At 43.9% G+C, this 17,604-nt stretch carries 20 protein-coding genes and 2 other annotated features; of the genes, 3 read left to right on the forward strand and 17 right to left on the reverse strand.

Features of this window, described 5'->3' with window-relative positions; genetic code table 11:
* The first annotated feature begins 96 nt into the window (after nucleotides 1-96).
* Nucleotides 97-315: a hypothetical protein gene (locus HOP45_RS13220; RefSeq protein WP_181349778.1), complete on the forward strand. Its 219-nt coding sequence runs from the start codon at nucleotides 97-99 to the stop codon at nucleotides 313-315.
* 115 nt (nucleotides 316-430) lie between these two features.
* Here HOP45_RS13220 and pheT read toward each other — a convergent pair whose 3' ends face one another.
* The 3 genes from pheT to HOP45_RS13235 all read right to left on the reverse strand — a co-directional run bounded on the left by pheT (nucleotide 431) and on the right by HOP45_RS13235 (nucleotide 4,969).
* Nucleotides 431-2,857, reverse strand: coding sequence for a phenylalanine--tRNA ligase subunit beta (gene pheT / locus HOP45_RS13225; RefSeq protein ID WP_181349779.1), 2,427 nt, complete (start codon nucleotides 2,855-2,857; stop codon nucleotides 431-433).
* Nucleotides 2,858-2,869: 12 nt separating this feature from the next.
* Nucleotides 2,870-3,904, reverse strand: coding sequence for a phenylalanine--tRNA ligase subunit alpha (pheS, locus tag HOP45_RS13230; RefSeq protein ID WP_181349780.1), 1,035 nt, complete (start codon nucleotides 3,902-3,904; stop codon nucleotides 2,870-2,872).
* 58 nt (nucleotides 3,905-3,962) lie between these two features.
* Nucleotides 3,963-4,182: a binding site (T-box leader), on the reverse strand.
* 49 nt (nucleotides 4,183-4,231) lie between these two features.
* Nucleotides 4,232-4,969, reverse strand: coding sequence for a TrmH family RNA methyltransferase (locus tag HOP45_RS13235; RefSeq protein WP_181349781.1), 738 nt, complete (start codon nucleotides 4,967-4,969; stop codon nucleotides 4,232-4,234).
* Nucleotides 4,970-5,120: 151 nt separating this feature from the next.
* On the opposite strand from HOP45_RS13235, the gene sspI reads away from it, so the two are divergent.
* Nucleotides 5,121-5,345 carry a small acid-soluble spore protein SspI gene (gene sspI / locus HOP45_RS13240; protein WP_181349782.1) on the forward strand — a complete coding sequence of 75 codons (225 nt, stop codon included), beginning with the start codon at nucleotides 5,121-5,123 and terminating at the stop codon, nucleotides 5,343-5,345.
* A gap of 137 nt (nucleotides 5,346-5,482) precedes the next feature.
* On the opposite strand, the gene HOP45_RS13245 is transcribed toward sspI, so the two are convergent.
* Nucleotides 5,483-6,568, reverse strand: coding sequence for a M42 family metallopeptidase (locus HOP45_RS13245; RefSeq protein WP_181349783.1), 1,086 nt, complete (start codon nucleotides 6,566-6,568; stop codon nucleotides 5,483-5,485).
* 82 nt (nucleotides 6,569-6,650) lie between these two features.
* On the reverse strand, nucleotides 6,651-7,133 hold the full coding sequence (locus HOP45_RS13250; RefSeq protein WP_181349784.1) for a dUTP diphosphatase: 483 nt from the start codon (nucleotides 7,131-7,133) through the stop codon (nucleotides 6,651-6,653).
* 116 nt (nucleotides 7,134-7,249) lie between these two features.
* Between HOP45_RS13250 and HOP45_RS13255 the strand changes: the two genes are divergently transcribed.
* Nucleotides 7,250-7,654, forward strand: a complete 405-nt coding sequence (locus tag HOP45_RS13255; RefSeq protein ID WP_181349785.1) for a sigma-w pathway protein ysdB — start codon at nucleotides 7,250-7,252, stop codon at nucleotides 7,652-7,654.
* Between the two features lie 95 nt (nucleotides 7,655-7,749).
* Here HOP45_RS13255 and HOP45_RS13260 read toward each other — a convergent pair whose 3' ends face one another.
* From HOP45_RS13260 to speD, 12 genes are all read right to left on the reverse strand, one after another.
* Complete coding sequence (locus tag HOP45_RS13260) at nucleotides 7,750-8,328, reverse strand: TVP38/TMEM64 family protein (RefSeq protein ID WP_181349786.1); 579 nt, start codon at nucleotides 8,326-8,328, stop codon at nucleotides 7,750-7,752.
* A gap of 38 nt (nucleotides 8,329-8,366) precedes the next feature.
* Nucleotides 8,367-8,648, reverse strand: coding sequence for a DUF1294 domain-containing protein (locus HOP45_RS13265; protein WP_370458024.1), 282 nt, complete (start codon nucleotides 8,646-8,648; stop codon nucleotides 8,367-8,369).
* Nucleotides 8,649-8,850: 202 nt separating this feature from the next.
* Nucleotides 8,851-9,210 (reverse strand): 50S ribosomal protein L20, encoded by a 360-nt coding sequence (rplT, locus tag HOP45_RS13270; RefSeq protein WP_181349787.1) that lies wholly within the window; start codon nucleotides 9,208-9,210, stop codon nucleotides 8,851-8,853.
* A 36-nt stretch (nucleotides 9,211-9,246) separates the two neighbouring features.
* Nucleotides 9,247-9,444: a 50S ribosomal protein L35 gene (gene rpmI, locus HOP45_RS13275; RefSeq protein ID WP_181349788.1), complete on the reverse strand. Its 198-nt coding sequence runs from the start codon at nucleotides 9,442-9,444 to the stop codon at nucleotides 9,247-9,249.
* 27 nt (nucleotides 9,445-9,471) lie between these two features.
* Nucleotides 9,472-9,981, reverse strand: coding sequence for a translation initiation factor IF-3 (gene infC, locus HOP45_RS13280; protein WP_181349965.1), 510 nt, complete (start codon nucleotides 9,979-9,981; stop codon nucleotides 9,472-9,474).
* Between the two features lie 78 nt (nucleotides 9,982-10,059).
* Nucleotides 10,060-10,182 (reverse strand) — a sequence feature (ribosomal protein L20 leader region).
* A 233-nt stretch (nucleotides 10,183-10,415) separates the two neighbouring features.
* Nucleotides 10,416-12,362, reverse strand: a complete 1,947-nt coding sequence (gene thrS / locus HOP45_RS13285) for a threonine--tRNA ligase (protein WP_181349789.1) — start codon at nucleotides 12,360-12,362, stop codon at nucleotides 10,416-10,418.
* Nucleotides 12,363-12,701: 339 nt separating this feature from the next.
* Nucleotides 12,702-13,529 carry a sporulation protein YtxC gene (ytxC, locus tag HOP45_RS13290; protein WP_181349790.1) on the reverse strand — a complete coding sequence of 276 codons (828 nt, stop codon included), beginning with the start codon at nucleotides 13,527-13,529 and terminating at the stop codon, nucleotides 12,702-12,704.
* Between the two features lie 114 nt (nucleotides 13,530-13,643).
* Nucleotides 13,644-14,576, reverse strand: coding sequence for a primosomal protein DnaI (gene dnaI, locus HOP45_RS13295; protein ID WP_181349791.1), 933 nt, complete (start codon nucleotides 14,574-14,576; stop codon nucleotides 13,644-13,646).
* Nucleotides 14,577-14,597: 21 nt separating this feature from the next.
* Nucleotides 14,598-15,947 (reverse strand): replication initiation and membrane attachment family protein, encoded by a 1,350-nt coding sequence (locus HOP45_RS13300; RefSeq protein WP_181349792.1) that lies wholly within the window; start codon nucleotides 15,945-15,947, stop codon nucleotides 14,598-14,600.
* Between the two features lie 155 nt (nucleotides 15,948-16,102).
* Nucleotides 16,103-16,561, reverse strand: a complete 459-nt coding sequence (gene nrdR / locus HOP45_RS13305; protein WP_181349793.1) for a transcriptional regulator NrdR — start codon at nucleotides 16,559-16,561, stop codon at nucleotides 16,103-16,105.
* A 30-nt stretch (nucleotides 16,562-16,591) separates the two neighbouring features.
* Nucleotides 16,592-16,984 carry a cytosolic protein gene (locus HOP45_RS13310; protein WP_181349794.1) on the reverse strand — a complete coding sequence of 131 codons (393 nt, stop codon included), beginning with the start codon at nucleotides 16,982-16,984 and terminating at the stop codon, nucleotides 16,592-16,594.
* Between the two features lie 205 nt (nucleotides 16,985-17,189).
* Nucleotides 17,190-17,567, reverse strand: a complete 378-nt coding sequence (gene speD, locus HOP45_RS13315) for an adenosylmethionine decarboxylase (RefSeq protein WP_181349795.1) — start codon at nucleotides 17,565-17,567, stop codon at nucleotides 17,190-17,192.
* Nucleotides 17,568-17,604: the final 37 nt, after the last annotated feature.

Genomic DNA, 17,604 nt, shown 5'->3' on the forward strand with positions numbered 1-17,604 from the left:
GGTTTTGTGTTTCAGGGTGAGTGGAGGAACGATGATAAAGGGCGCAGCGACGGTAATGCTGGGCATGCGATGATAACCTGGCTCGGAGCGATGATAATGGAGCGCGAACTGACGATAAGGTGCGGAGAAACGACGAGAAAGCGAGGAGCGACGATAAAGCCTGAGCTAGCGATGATAATCTGGCTCGAAGCGATGATATGGGAGCGCGAACCGACGATAACGAGCGGAGGAGCGACGATAAAGCCTGGGCTAGCGATGATAATCTGGCTCGGAACGATGATAAGCGGGGCCGAAGCGACGATAAGGGCAGGATAACCGATGATAAAGCGAGGAGTGACGATAAATGCTGTGCTTGCGATAAGCAGTAAGAAAAATAGCTTGCGGAAAACAGAAGTTTTCCGCAAGCATTAGAAGTTACGTAATAAATTTTTTATGACCTTAGTTCAGCTTGATGCTCACCTTTGACTGCTTCTAGAATACGTTGATGGGCTTCCTCAACTTCTTTGTCTTTAAGTGTTCGGTTCGGGTCCAAGTACAAGAGATTAAATGCCAAAGACTTCTTACCTTCAGGCAGATGCTCTCCTTGATAGACATCAAACACGCGGACATCCCGGATTAAAGGACGCCCGGTTGCAAAAATGGTTGCAGCAATATGAGAAGCTGCGGCGGATTCATCAACAACCAGCGCAATATCGCGACTTACAGATGGATAACGCGGGATTGTTTGGAACGTTTCCTCTTTCTCATAGTTGGCGATTAAGGCTTCCGCATTCAAATCAAATACGAACGTTTCTTTCAAGTCCAGTTCTGCTTGAAGGTTTGGATGAATCTGTCCGACAAAGCCAATCGTTTCGTTCTTGTAGGAGATTACTGCCGTGCGGCCCGGATGCATATCGGGAAGCTTGGCTTGCTCATAATTCAGGGTAATATCTAATAAATCTTCAAGCCCCTCAATGATGCCCTTCACTACAAAGAAATCCACCGGCTTGTTTTCTTGCTGCCAATCGTGGCTATTCCATTTCCCCGTGATGGCCCCGGCTGCTCTCAATTGTTCATAAGGCTGTTTGGAGAGGGTCGCTTCATCATTGATAAACACGCTCCCCAGTTCAAAATAAGCTAAATCGTGCTGCTTTCTCGCAACGTTATACGTCAAGGAGGCCAGCATTTCAGGCAGCATGCTCAAACGGAGATGACTGTGCTCCTCACTCATTGGCATAGACAACCTGACAGGATGATCACCTCTCGCTCTCACATCTGGACTGACTAATTGGTCGGATCTCGATTCAGTCGTTAAGGAGTACGTAATGGTTTCGTCTAGGCCTGCGCCTTCAAAGTACGTTTTGACGTTACGTTTCAATTGTTGGTATAGCGTAAGGCCGCCAGCCTGAGCAGCTCCACCCGGTAAGGTATATGGTAATTGATCGTATCCATGTAAGCGGGCAAATTCCTCCAACATATCTTCAAACAACTCAATATCCCCGCGACGTGTTGGCACACTTACAGTGTAAAGATCTCCGTCTTTTTCAAATTGAAATTGAAGCCGACGCAAAATATGTTCTATTTCATCTTCTTGCAGATGTGTTCCAAGGCGGTTATTCACGTGGGTAAGCTCGACTTGCACGGTGCGTTCACTACGATCCAAGTGATCAAATTCTGCTGCACCATCAATAACCTGACCGCCTGCATAGGTTTGCAGAAGTTCACAGGCTTTCATTCCCGCCTGTTTCACACGATTCGGATCGACCCCTTTTTCAAAACGTATGCTCGATTCACTGCGCAAACCGTGATCCTTAGATGATTGACGTACGATAGAAGGGGCAAAATAAGCAGACTCCAACAAAATAGTCGTTGTGTCCTCCTGTACTTCTGTATCTGCCCCGCCCATTACACCTGCTAATGCCATAGGCTCTTTGCCGTTTGTAATCAACAGATGATCAGCGTTCAAGGTGCGTTCTTGCCCATCTAAAGTTGTAATGGTTTCTTGATCTTGTGCTCTGAGAACGACGACTTCTTTTGAACCGAAGCGGTCGTAATCAAAAGCATGAAGGGGCTGGCCGTACTCAAGCAGGACATAGTTCGTAATATCAACAACATTATTAATCGGCCGAATTCCAGCTGCTGTTAAACGATTGCGCATCCATAAAGGGGACGGAGCGACATTAATGTTATCAATGACGAAAGCCCCATAATAAGGATTTGCTTCAGGGTCTTCGACTTGAACTTGAATACGATCCGCTGCAGACTCTTCCTTAGTACTTACACGTGGTGCTTCAGGTTTAAAATCTTGATCCAAAATGGCCGCAACTTCATACGCCACGCCGATCATACTTAAGCAATCAGATCGATTAGGGGTCAACCCCAATTCTAAAATGACATCATCCAAATTTAATAGCTTACAGGCATTTGCGCCCGTTTCCACATCGTCAGGAAATACAAAAATGCCATCAACAAAAGCTTTCGGAACATCTTTTTCTGCCACCCCTAATTCCTGGAGCGAACAAATCATGCCATTGGACGTTACCCCGCGCAATTCAGTTTGTTTGATTTTAAAATTTCCCGGAAGTGTCGTATCAGGAAGAGCTACTGCTACTTTTTGGCCACTGGCAATGTTTGGAGCGCCACAAACGATCTGATAGGTTTCTTGGCCCGTGTTCACCTGGCATACGCTTAATTTATCAGCATTGGGATGCGGACTGCACGCTTCTACAAAACCAACGACAACGCCGGTTATATTCTCAGCGATGGAAGCTACACTTTCGACTTCGATTCCCGTTTTTGTAATCAATTCAGCCAGTTCATTCGGTTCATGGTCGCTTATGTCAACGTACTGTTTTAACCAATTCAGTGATACTAACATGATGACTCCTCCTTATACCTTGTGATATTGCTTCAAGAAACGGATATCGTTCGTGTAAAAATGACGAATATCATCGATTCCGTATTTCAACATGGCAATCCGCTCCGGTCCCATGCCAAAGGCGAAACCAGAATATGTTTCAGGGTCATAGCCAGCCATTCTGAGTACATTCGGATGCACCATGCCTGCACCTAAAATTTCAATCCAACCGGTCCCTTTACATACCGAACACCCTGCACCGTTACACATTTTGCAGGAAATATCCATTTCCACGGAAGGTTCCGTGAAAGGGAAAAAGCTCGGACGCAAGCGAATTTCACGGTCTGAACCGAACATTTGCTTCGCAAACTTATTTAGGACACCCTTCAAATCGCTCATGCGCACGTTTTCATCGACCAGCAGGCCTTCCACTTGGGTGAACTGATGCGAATGAGTCGCATCATCTGTATCACGTCGGTACACTTTACCAGGACAGATCATTTTGACGGGTTCACTGCCATCTTTCGCCCCCATCGTTCGGGCTTGCACAGGCGATGTATGAGTGCGGAGCAGGAGCTCTTCCGTTATATAAAAGGAATCCTGCATATCGCGAGCCGGATGTCCCTTCGGAAGATTCAAGGCCTCAAAGTTGTAATAATCCGTCTCGACTTCAGGCCCTTCCTTGATTTCAAAGCCCATTCCAATGAACAGGTCTTCGATCTCTTCAAGGATGCTGGTCAACAAATGAGGACCGCCAACTTCTACAGGTCGTCCGGGCAATGTAACATCAATCGTTTCTTCTGCCATTCGACGTTCTAAGGCAATGTCTTCTAATTTCTTCATTTTTGCATCAAGAGCATTGGCGATTTCTTCACGGACGTCGTTTGCCAATTGACCGATGACCGGGCGTTCCTCAGCTGAGAGTTTTCCCATGCCGCGCAGCATTTCCGTAATCGGGCCCTTTTTACCTAGGTACGACACACGAATGTCTTGCAGGCTTTTCGTATCTTCAGCTTCCTCCACTTTGCGTAGAGCTTCTTCCTTCAGTTCAAGCAAACGTTCTTTCATGATCAGCTTCCTCCTTTTATGTTTGTCCAGCCTATATCATAAAAAAAGCCCCGCCCTAAAAAGGGACGAGACTTATATTTCGGTTCGCGGTACCACCCTAGTTGACACAGATTCGTGTCCACTCATCAGGATAACGGCCTTAATCCGGGGCATCATGACCTGATGCCAGCTCCAGAGTGAAATTTCATTGATCATCCCGGTAAAAGTGTTTCCAGTCTAGACACTTTCTCCCTGCACCTTGATGATGATCAGCTACTTTGCTCTTTCCAAGCTTTTGACTTTATTCTGATTATATATTATAGAAAAAGTTAAGCGCAGACGCAACCTTTAATATTGGATATAATACATAAGGATAGCTGAAGCAGTGGAAACATTCAACGATTCTGCTTTACCCAGTATCGGAATGGTAACGAGCTGATCTGTCATATCCGCTACATCAGGTTGTAATCCCGAGCCTTCATTCCCCAGTACCAGTGTCAATTTGTCTGGAACAGGGCATGTTTTATAGGGAGCCGCACCTTCAAGGGCTGCCCCCCATATTTCACTGCTCATTTCTTTTGCGGATTGAATGTAGTCGCTTAGTGTCCCTTCAAACATATCCAGATGAAAGAGCGACCCTTGAGTTGAGCGAACGACTTTATCATTGTATAAATCAACGCTTCCTGTGCCAAGGACGACCGCATCAAAACCGGCAGCATCTGCTGTTCGGATAATCGTGCCCGCGTTGCCTGGATCTTGAACACCATCTAGCATGATGACACGGTCATATGAGCGCCAGGGAACGTGTTTCATTTCCACGACCGCGGCTATGCCTTGTGGGCTTTTCGTTTCGGCAATCGCATAAAACACCGACGTTGAGACGCGGCTCACCTGAAGTGAGGCTGCCCAATCCGGTAGCTCTGTATGTTCGTTGATGATAATCTCTCGGACAACCCAATCACTCGTTACAGCTTCTTCAACTAGATGAAAGCCTTCCACCAGGAACGATTGGGATTGTTTGCGATACTTCCGTTGGTGAAGTTTTTTCCAATCTTTTACTTTTGTATTTTGGGTAGAAGTCAGCATGCCGATCCCTTCTTTTTTTATAACGTTAGTATGTATCAAGTTGACCCTGCGTTTTTACAGAGCATTCGTTAAGTGTTCCCTATTATCATACATAGAACGCGCGCCATGGGTCAAACTAAAATGAAGAATTTCTGATGATGGAGGGATAATGATGAATTTAAACTTGCGAGCAGCCATCCTATCTAACGTTTCAGACCATGATACCTCTCAGCTTGAAGCAACGATCGTGGATGCTGTACAAAAAGGTGAAGAAAAGATGCTTCCCGGCCTTGGCGTCATGTTTGAACTGATTTGGAAAGAAGCGAATGAGCAAGAAAAAGAAGAAATGCTCTCAGCTTTAGAACAAGGTATTAAAAACGAAAAACAATCGCACTAAATGGCTTTGCAATCGATGACCTCGGCAACTTATTGTTTGAATGAGAACAGACCAAATCTTAAGCGATTTGGTCTGTTCATTAATTGGCTATTTCGTATAATTCACCTCAGACTAGCTACGATGCAACTTTTCTGTTATTAATTGAATGTAATATTTTCCACAGCGTTATGATCAAGTTTCTTAATGACTTCTACAATCAATCTTACTGCATTTTCAAAATCATCACGATGCAGCATTGCGGCATGAGAATGAATATAACGCGTTGCAACTGTAATGGATAAAGCAGGAACGCCGTTATGGCTTAAGTGGATGGAACCTGAGTCCGTCCCGCCAGCGGCAAGCGAATCAAATTGATAAGGTATCTCATTTTCATCAGCAGTATCCACGACAAAATCACGTACACCTTTATGGGAAATCATAGAAGCGTCATAAAGGATGATTTGTGGGCCGTCCCCCATTTTACTTAGCGCTTCCTTCTCACTGACGCCAGGTGTATCCCCAGCAATTCCTACGTCCACACCGAAAGCGATATCAGGGTTGATCGCATGAGCCGATGTCCGGGCACCGCGCAATCCTACTTCTTCCTGTACTGTTCCGACCCCATAAACGATATTAGGGTGTTTCTCTTTCTTCAACTGTTTCAACACTTCAATCGCTATGGCACAGCCAATCCGGTTATCCCACGCTTTAGCTAGAAGCATTTTGTCATTTTTCATTTGGGTAAATTCGAAATATGGAACGACGGAGTCCCCGGGACGTACGCCAAATTCTTTCGCTTCTTCTTTACTAGAAGCACCTATGTCGATGAACATGTCTTTGATTTCCACCGGCTTTTTCCTGGCTTCCGGTGAAAGAATATGAGGTGGTTTGGAACCGATGACACCTGTCAGTTCCCCTTCTTTTGTCATAAGCGTCACACGCTGAGCCAGCATCACTTGGCTCCACCAGCCTCCTACAGTTTGAAAGTAAACAAATCCCTTATCATCAATCCGGGTAACCATGAAGCCCACTTCGTCTAAGTGGCCGGCGACCATGATTTTCGGGCCTTTTTTATCACCGATTTTTTTGCCGATCAAGCTGCCTAAATTGTCTGAATAGACTTCATCAGCGTACGGTTCGAGATATTGTTTCATAACATCCCGAGCTTCTTTTTCGTTACCGGGAATCCCTTTGGCGTCTGTGAGATCTTTGAGCATTTGTAATGTTTCATCTTTCTTTGCCATTATGTAATTCTCCTCCTTTTATTGTAATCCGTATTAATTATATCGTTTTTTGTAAGAATTCACAAAAAATTTCCTATTTTGTTCAATAACCTTTATCCTGTCGTTCATAATTCACTTTATTTTTAGCCAAATAAGCGTCTTGAACGTCTTGTTCACTGAAACCGATCGTTCTTCCCAATGTCAAATACGATGTAAACAAAGCCTGATACGTTTCCTGGCAGGGAGAAGTACTGAAGCGATTGACCTCCTCATAAACCTTTAGAAACCCATTAGTCAAATCAGCATATTCCTCATAGTCTTCAGTCCCCATTCCAGCTTCTATCTCAATACCCAGGGACAAAATAAAATGAAGGCCATCCACATATTCTTCCAGTATGACAGCTCGTGCACTAGCTGGTTTGGCACTCCAAAACTTAAAGCAGCGGGTTTCATTAGCGAGCTCCCCTAGTTCAACCATCAGCGCCAGCACTTTTCGCTTAAATAAGGCTTCTCCAGTAAGGTTATTGTGGTTCTCGATATACGTATCCAGCTCTTTTTGCATGTGAAACAGCTCGTCCCAATTCATGGTGCTTTGCTCCTCTCTTATTTTTTTCTATAATAAATGTATCATTTATTGAAACTTAACGGCAGCCCTGTACGTAAAACTAGGCAACCACTCGAGAAAAGAGGGAGAAGATTCGCATGATCGTCATACTGTTTCGACTGCTGATTCTCATTGCAATCATATTTCTGATATACACAGCTTATAAATATATGATCAATCCCAAGCGAAAACTGGAACTTGCCAAAGAAAATAAGGCTTTTTATTTTCATGACGATCCCTCCAATACAAAGCAGAATTTTATTCTGACGTATAAAGGGTTTGTGTTCGAAGGTGAAAAATATTTAGGCACAACAGAAGACTCATTTGAAGTGCTTAATATCAGTGTGTCAGCGAAGAACCCTCATGAGCTTAGAGGGCTTGATCGTAATGACCTCTACTTTCTGGAAGAGGAAATTCTGATTCACTACCCTTTTGCATCGATCGAATGGAAATATCCCATTAACCGTTTGATCATCCACCCCTTGGATGACCACCATGAATAAATCACGTTACAACGGTATTAAACAAACACGCTAAAGGCTGTCGATCATTTCTCGACAGCCTGTTTTTGTTATCAGCTTTTGAAATCGTCGTGCAGTTAAGTGAGCGATTTACGTGCAATAAATTCCTGAATCGTAAAACTCGAACTCTGAGAGCGTAACATCATACAAAGGGCAACCAATGCCAGAATCAGCCCAAACACGATCGGCCAATGAAGGCCACTTAACGATTGACCTAACGATGTATATACGATAGCTAGAGGAAAGTTGGAGATAAGCGATGCTTTGGTGTATTCTCTGAAATCAGCTGAAATCTCAATCAAGCAGAAGGAAAGCAGATGAAAGTGGATAAAGGGGATTAATCTCAGTACCGTTACTTGTTTGACCGTAAGGATGCTTCCTCGTTTCGACAGCTTCTGATACACCTTTTGCAGCCTGTGAAACACGGACGGAAGATGCCCGATGAACCGGTAAAACAATAAACTCGACAGCATTATTCCAATAATAGAATAAACCGTTCCTGCGACGATCCCAAACAGGATGCCCCCGGAAATACATAATACCATGACGGGGATAAAAAGAAAGGAGCGGAGTAAATGAATCAGAATGAACAACAGTGGAGCTAAACTGCCACTTCTTTGCAGCCAGTCAATAGCTGCCATAGAGGTTTCAGACATCTCTAACCCCTCCTCTACTCACACTATGAGCGCTTCCGTTATATTAGAACCATGCTTAACAACCAGATAAGCGCAACGCTTTGCACCATAGCGAGCAGGGCAAACCCGACCGCGAATAACCGATGATTGGTTTTATGGCGACTTAACACCATTGCCACCCATCCTCCTATGGCTCCACCCAAAAGGGCTAACGTCCACAGTGTTCTTTCACGCGTCCGCCATTGATTGCGCCGAGCCTTATATTTATCCCTGATCATTATCAAACATAGTGTAAGGTTGATGATCACAATATACAGCCAAAGAATATCGATCGCATTCACCCATTATCCCCCCTTCCTATATGAATGATGAAAAATGGTTAAGTCTTCGAATCATAAGGCAAGCCTACAGGAATTCCTCAAGCATGCTTGTCTGTTCTCTGCAAGAGGGTGGCGCCCGCACTTGTTAACATGACAAACAGTGATATGTATCCAATCCATAAAAAAACCATTTCCCACCGTACGGAAATGGCTTTTTGATCACTTATTTACTTAACGCAGTTTTCGCCTGTTCAGCAAGACTCGCGAATCCTTTTTCATCGTGAATCGCAAGGTCTGCCAACATTTTGCGGTTAACATCAACGCCTGCCAATTTCAAACCATGCATCAAACGGCTGTAAGAAATGTCATTGGTACGTGCTGCAGCGTTAATACGGGCGATCCATAGCTTACGGAAGTCACGTTTTCTTTGACGACGGTCGCGATAAGCGTATTGACCGGATTTCATTACTTGCTGCTTAGCTTGCTTGAACAAGCTATGCTTTGAACCATAATAACCTTTTGCTAGTTTAAGGACACGGTTACGACGTTTACGTGTCACTGTTCCACCTTTTACACGTGGCATAATAGTTCCCTCCTATTGATTTAGATTAATCACGCATTATTTTTTCGGAAGCATTTGATCGATGCGGTTAAGGTCGCCTTTTGATACAAGCGTATCTTTACGCAACTTACGCTTTTGCTTTTGGGATTTGTTAGCGAACAAGTGGCTCGTGAAAGCATGGGAGCGCTTCACTTTACCATTTCCTACGCGTTTGAAACGTTTTTGAGACCCTTTATGGGTTTTCATTTTTGGCATGAGATTGTTCCTCCTTTAAATAATCGATTATGCTTGCTTTTCAGCAATTGGGGCAAGCATCATAAACATGTTTCGCCCTTCCATTTTGGGCTTCGTCTCAACTTGAGAGACATCTTTGCATTCATCTGCCATACGATCCAATACTTCACGGCCCAATTCTTTGTGGGTAATGGCGCGACCGCGGAAACGGACGGCGACTTTGACTTTGTCCCCATTGCCTAAGAACTTGCGGGCATTACGAAGCTTGGTGTTAAAGTCGTGTTCGCCAATTCCAGGGCTTAAACGCACTTCTTTAACTTTAATCGTTGTCTGCTTTTTACGCGCTTCTTTCTCTTTCTTTTGCTGTTCAAAGCGATACTTACCGTAATCCATAACTCGGCAGACGGGCGGTTTTGCATTTGGAGCAACCATGACTAGATCAAGATTGGCATTCTCGGCAATATCCAATGCTTCTTGTCTTGATTTGACGCCCAGTTGATCTCCATTCACATCAATGAGACGCACCTCTCTGGCGCGAATCTTTTCATTAACGTTCATATCTTTGCTAATAACCATACACCTCCATAAGATTTTAAAAGAACTTATTAAAGACTTATCATCGACAAGTTAATTTAAGCCATAAAAAAAGTGCCGGTACACATACTGCACCCACACAATTCCTAAAAAACAAAAGGATTCGTGACCTGACAACTGCTCTCGCGTCGTTCAGGTGAGAAGCGGGTGCTTCTACTTGTCTCAGATCCGTCTATTAAGCTTACTCATGAAAGAATAGCACACCAACAAATGAGTGTCAAATTGATGCCTTTACTATCATAATAGACGGGCCCAAATTAATCAATACTTTTTATGAAAGTCAGTGGTGCTTGTCCGCCATATAACGTGAGCATAGGCGGAAGTCTCACGGTTTCCCTCTTGTTAAAACAGAGAATAAAAGCTGTCCGGCGCATGCCAGACAGCTTAATTGCAACACTCTAACGCCTGAGTAACTTTTGGTCGATTTCATTGCGGATTTCAGATATGAACAGGTCGACCGATTTTGTTTCGGAATCTTTTTCACCATACCGTCTCACGTTAACATCATGGCCTTCCGCTTCGCGGTCACCGACCACGAGGGCAAACGGTATTTTCTTAGTCTGTGCTTCGCGAATCTTATAGCCGATTTTTTCGTCTCTTTCGTCTACTTCTGTCCGCACACCTGCTGCTCTGAGCTCATCGGCCAGTTTAGTGGCGTAGTCCAGATGCGCATCTGCTGAGACTGGGAGAATACGAGCCTGGGTCGGTGCCAGCCAGGTCGGAAATGCTCCTTTGTATTCTTCGATTAAGAAAGCAACGAACCGTTCCATCGTCGAGACGACTCCGCGGTGAATCACAACAGGTCGGTGGTCTTTGCCATCCTCGCCTACATACGTCAAATCAAATCGTTCGGGTAAGTGGAAATCCAATTGGACGGTAGAGAGCGTCTCGTCTTTCCCTAAAGCCGTCTTCACTTGCACATCTAGCTTCGGGCCATAGAAAGCAGCTTCTCCTTCTGCTTCTACGTATTCAAGCTCCATATCTTCCATGGTTTCCTTAAGCATGGCTTGAGCCTGCTCCCACATCTGGTCATTGTCGACATATTTTGTTTTGTCTTCGGGATCCCTATAGGACAAACGGAAATAATAATCAGTGATGCCAAAATCATGGTAAACAGCCTGGACGAGGTGCACCACACGTTTGAATTCATCTTTCAACTGATCCGGTCGTGCAAATATATGAGCATCATTCAACGTCATCGCACGCACGCGCTGCAGACCTGCTAACGCCCCGGACATTTCATGACGGTGCATCGTTCCCAATTCAGCAATCCGAAGCGGGAGGTTCCGGTAACTATGAAGTTGATTCTTATATACCATCATATGATGGGGGCAGTTCATCGGCCTTAACACCAGGTCTTCATTGTCCATTTCCATTACCGGAAACATGTCATCCTGGTAATGATCCCAGTGGCCACTTGTTTTATACAACTCTGTACTACCTAATACAGGAGTATAAACGTGGTCGTACCCCAGTCGTTCTTCAATGTCTACAATATAGCGCTCGATCGTACGGCGGATTGTAGCCCCTTTTGGCAGCCAAAGCGGCAATCCCTGTCCCACCTTTTGGTTGACTGAAAAGATCTCCAACTCTTTGCCAAGTTTTCGATGATCACGTTCTTTTGCTTCTTCAAGCATATGCAAATACTCATCCAGTTCAGCTTGTTTCTCAAAGGCTGTCCCATATATACGCTGCAACATTTTATTATCACTGTCTCCGCGCCAGTATGCACCGGAAATACTCAATAGCTTAAAGATTTTGATTTTGCTTGTTTGAGGAACATGAACACCGCGGCACAAATCAAAAAATTCACCCTGGCGATAAATGGTGACGTCTTCGCCTTCTGGAATATCATCAATCAATTCAAGCTTAAGGTCATCTCCTATTTCACGATATTTCTCTTTTGCTTCTTCACGGGACAACTCAACACGTTCTATTTCAAGATTTTCGTTGACGATCTTCTGCATTTCTTTTTCAATGACCGGTAAATCTTCCGGGGTAAGCGTATGCTCCATATCGATATCATAATAGAAACCGCTCTCGATAACAGGGCCAACGCCTAATTTGACATGGCCATATAAACGTTTGAGTGCTTGAGCCATTAAATGGGCAGTCGAGTGACGAAGCACATTAAGCCCTTCAGGATGCTTATACGTGACGATTTCGATCGATCCGTCTTGTTCGATCGGGCGTCGTAAATCATACAATTCACCATCTAGTGTTATCGCCAGCGCTTGTTTTCTTAATCCTGGAGAAATGGAATGCGCAATGTCTTCCCCTGTCGTACCCTCCGGAAAACTTTTCGTAGCTCCATCAGGAAATGTAATATTAATGTGATCAGTCATCCTTACCACTCCTTTATCAGTTTACCAATCAAAAAAACTCGTCCCTCTGCATCATTTGCAAAGGGACGAGTTCATCTAAAAACACGTGGTTCCACCCAAATTTCCGTCATAGGACGGCTTCATTACCTGTTAACGCTGGTCATGCGCTGTCTTTTACTCTCATCGTTCGAAGACAGGGTTTAAAGGGGGTGAACGATTGGACGTAAATAGGAAGCTTACAGCCCGTGACTTCCCTCTCTGCTAATCCGTCTCCAAATGTCCGTAACCTTATCATTACCGTTTGATTCATCATATTATGTACGTATTATAGCGATTGTCAGGTGATAAATCAAGTGTAAATCATATCCGGGCAAAAGGAAACTGTTGGATTGATTGATAACGCGCTTTCTCTTGAAAAATATTAGCCAGCGTTTGAATTTTGGCATCGCCCCTATCATCCGTATAAATGGTCAGTTTTCTCGGCGCAAAAGCTAGAGCAGGCGTCATTTGCCAGTCATAATAACCTTCATTTAACATCACAAGGGGGTGATGTTTCAATTGCTCCTGCACGTCCGTTTGGGATAGCTTCAAACCATTTTGATGATAGTAAGTAAACTTCCGGTGACGATGGTACAGCATCAATTCTTCAATCTCCGTCTGTCCTTGATTAATATAAAGCCGTAATGAATCCAACCACAATTGATAATCTTCTTCCCGTTTGTATTCGTCAATCGTGCAGCCGATGTAATCTTCTAAAGATGATTTGACCGCGCGAAAACAACGACTAGCTAACTCCTGAAAATGAATGACGTCTGCATTTTCGATAAATGTTTGAATATACGCTCCCATATCACTACGGATGGCAGGCAGGCGAACGCCTCGGGGAGGGTCTGTATCAAACTCCTCTCTTATCTCCAGCAAGCGTCTGATTTCATGTTCATCGTGAAAATAATAGGTGTGTTCTACAATGTCCCGGTTCCAATTATTCATCCGGAACATATAAAGCATATCGATGAGAATTTCTTTAATAACGACCTCTACATTGTTGTCGCTCGTCCCTAATAACGTGATTTCATTGCCAAAATGGCTTGTCCCTTTCCAGTTTATTTGTACGCCGGGACTTTTTTCAGTTAATACATCGCAAAAGTATAAAGCTTCCTTCCGTTCCCCAAAGTAAAAACATGCCAACACAACTCCCCCTCACAAACGACTTATGCAATGTTATATATATGGCTCCCCCTTATAAAAAATGCCCAAGCTGAGCAATCAGTTGCTCAAGCCTGGGCATTTAATTTCATCGTGTTAGCCGCGACGATTTTCACCTTGCAACGGTATAATTTGACTGACCTGACGAATGCGTTCTGTAATGCGACGCGCTTTGACTTGTTCGACGTCCCCCCGGTTACTGGTTGTAAAGATTTGTTCGAGTTCGTTGAGATTATAGTTGGAGGTGAAAAAGACAGGCAGACGTTCCATCATGCGATATTGCAGGATGGAGCCTAATACTTCATCACGGAACCAGGCAGACTGTGATTCTGCCCCAATATCGTCAAGCATAAGAATAGGGATAGTCTTGAAAGCTTCTACCTTTTGGTTGATCGTATCATCTTTGATAGACGCTTTTATCTCACGAACAAACTCCGGCATATAAACGATCATGGAAGCGATATTTTTTTGACTTAGTCCATTGGCTAAAGCGCCAAGAATATACGTTTTGCCGACGCCAAACGGCCCGTGAAGGTAAAGACCTCGATTCGGGAGTTCTTCCTCCACTGTTTCCATATAGCTAACCACCTCTTGTACGGCCTGGGCTCGCTCTGGATCTTCCCAATCCATTCGCTCAAATGTGGCTTCTAATATCTCTTTCGGCATATGGAGGCTCTGGACCAGCGATTGCTGCTTCCTGATTTGGTCATGTTGAACTTTCTTAGGGCATTTCTCATATGTCAGCTTTATGTCTTCCCCCTCCACGGAGACCAGGGGGGCGAACCCAGGTAGAATGTTGACACACTCGTCTAGAGAAGGACATTTTTCACACTTTTTGGATTGATCCTGATATTCATGAAGCTTAATCAACTGGCGTTCCATTGCTTTCGGCCCTAATTGCGGATGTTGTTTTTGCAACTCTTTAATTTCAGGTGAAGCGAGCACTTCTTCTTTTATCGTATTGAACCTCTCTTGAAATCCCTTATTATCGTTCATCCATTTTTTTAAGGAAGATTTTATCGGCTCCATCGTTGCTTTCACCTCTATCCGTTATTTGTTCGTTAAATTTCGAATGCGTTCAGCCATTTCCTGACGATTGAACGGGAGGGTCTTATCCTTTTCACGTTTGTAAGTTTCCTGTTGATTCTGTTCAAACCAATCCGGGATGACCTCTTTTTTTCCTTTTTGTTGGCGTGATTGCTTCTGTTTGCCCCATTGCTGGTACTTTTGATGTTCAGCTTTAGCTAGATTCATGGCTTGCCTGACTGTTGTCACATTTTTCCGGGACCAATGACTAGCTATTTTTTCCATATAAGCTTTTGATAGTTTCATATCTGTTTTCAGTAACACATAATGAACCAATACATTCATGACACCTGTAGGAAGCCCTTGTTCAGTCATGACATCCCGGATCATTTTTAAGTCCTGGGAAGAAGCATGTTGCCCTCCAAGATCCTCTAGTAGTTCTTTAGGTGAAATGCTTGCTAACATGGCAATGAATTGATCCTCTTTATTATTTGATTGACTGAGAGCTTCATTGTCTGAAGACGCTTCTTTTGGTGCCTCAGTATCTTGTTTGACTTTAGGTTTCGATTGGGCAATATCGTGGCAAGCTTCTTTCAATTCTTGACCGATTAGACGATTTTCGTCATTCAACGCCCACAACATCGCTTTCTCTAAGTCTTGGGAATTTAAGTTATACAACGATGCAAGCTGGTGCATTAAACGCCGATTATCTCCCGTCAATATTTTATCAGCTGGATACATACGTTGTGTTAACACGTGAGTCAACCAATCGAAATCGAGCCGATCCGATTCAATCGGGGGGCCGTTAGCAGAATGATTCGTATCCTGGGCCCCTGCCTCAACGGTGGACTGAGCGTTAGCGGACCTTGTTACCGAGTCATGGAAAACCTCGTCAAATGTCGCGGTGATATTATGATACGCATTCATTTCCCACTTGTTGGAGTCGAATCGGTTCTGCAGCTTGCGATACTTGTCCTCACCTATCTCATGATGAAGCATTAAGGCAAGCATGTCATCTCGAAAAAACTGCTTAGGGGAAAAAGGTGGCTGAAGCTCGTAAAGATAAATGGTGTGGTCATCTTGTTTCGATCGATACGTTTGCAACAAGCCGATCGCTTCAAGTTTGATACGAGATTTATATATTTGGTCCAGAGGGGAAGATAAGTAATTCATTAGCGCATGGTGGGATTGCAATTCAGCGTTTGAGGGTCCTTCACAATCGCTCAGCAATGTCTGATACAGAGACATGCTTAAGACACCGATAAGCGGTTGATAGAGATGCGTTAACGACTGGTGATAGTCGCGTGGCACAGAACCGTTCAAATGAATATAAAATCCATCTACCGGCAACAGTTTCCCAATAAATGGTTCCATTCCATTTCCCCCTTTCCGTGTAGTAATAAGCGCGGTTAAACCTCAATTTTGGATGATTAGGGAGATTGAAGCGCTCCATCCACTTGCCTAACCCACACTTCCCTTTAACAGAGGCTATTAAATAGAAAATGAGCTCAAGGGAGCTCATTCAAGCATTAATCCTCTCGTTTTATTAAATCCTTCAATTCGTCTATGAATACATTAATATCTTTAAATTGACGATAGACTGAAGCAAAACGAACATAGGCAACCTCATCGACTTTCGAAAGATGCTGCATCACCATTTCTCCGATATCTTCACTCTGGACTTCTGAAACACCTCGATTGCGCAGTTCTTTTTCAACCTCAAGCGTAATCGTTTCTAACTCCTCAAGTGCCACAGGACGTTTTTCACACGCCTTGATCAACCCGCGCATCAGCTTTTCGCGACTGAATTCTTCTCTGGTCCCTTCTTTTTTCACCACAATCAAGGGCACTTCTTCAATGCGCTCAAATGTCGTGAAGCGAAAATCACACGCCTCACATTCACGTCTCCGACGAATAGCACGTCCTTCTTCGATCGGGCGTGAATCCAACACTCTGGTGCTCTTATATTGGCAATTTGGACATTTCACTGTCAATCATCTCCACATAATAGTCATCTTTCACTCGAGAGGGTCATTTTTATACTCGACGCGAGGAAGCTCTTTATTTAACTGCTCGTAAAACTGGCTGATCAGCTTCTTACTGAAGCCAAAATCAACAGGCCCACCAGATTCAGTCGTTACAGAAAAATCTACTGCAGTACGAAAAGGACGTACCATTATGACACTCGCGACAATGAAAGCCTTTCGTTTCCCTTGATAATGAACGTTAATCTCGCCATGTTCTTTGGAAACAGAAATCACGCGGGAAGGGGAACGATTAAGCATCGTTTCCACTGCACTGAACGCTTTATCTTTCGTCGTTTTAAAATAGTGGGTTTCAAGCTTCGGATCCCAGTGGTTCTCGGCAGTTTCAGAGTGGTTGCTTAAATATGTCGAAATAAATTTCTTCACTAGGTTAACTCCTTCGCTATGTACATATACTACTTGTCATTTTAACATGTTTTTCGTCATGAACATAAAGGAAATCAAAAAAACTGACCGGAAACGAATGGGATGCATGGGCGTTAGTGTTCCTATCCGATTCAATTATCATACAAAAAGAGGCCAAATCATAGTTCGATTCGACCTCTTCATCCTGCATTCAATTCAGTAAAATTTATAATGCCCGTGATGCTTTAATTTCAACCGGTCCCATTCCACGCGGAACTTCGACCGTTTCATTCGTTTGCGCTTCTAAAGCTTCAACAATAAAGCCAGCTGCAATATTCGGATCGATCCGGTCGCCACACGTGTATACATCAATACTGGCATAACCATGTTCAGGGAAACTATGAATGGTCAAATGTGATTCTGAAATAATGACCACACCACTGACACCATGTGGAGCAAATTTATGGAAAGCTACTTCCCGGACTTCGGCTCCTGATTTAAGAGCAGCATCTACAAATACCTTTTCAATAAAATTTATATCGTTCAACTTAGCTTCATTACAGTTCCAAAGTTCTGCAATAACGTGTCTGCCCATCGTATCCAATACAAAATATCCCCCTTTAACAGGTGCAATAAAACCT

The organism is Thalassobacillus sp. CUG 92003, from assembly GCF_013618635.1.
Lineage (GTDB): Bacteria > Bacillota > Bacilli > Bacillales > Halobacillaceae > CUG-92003.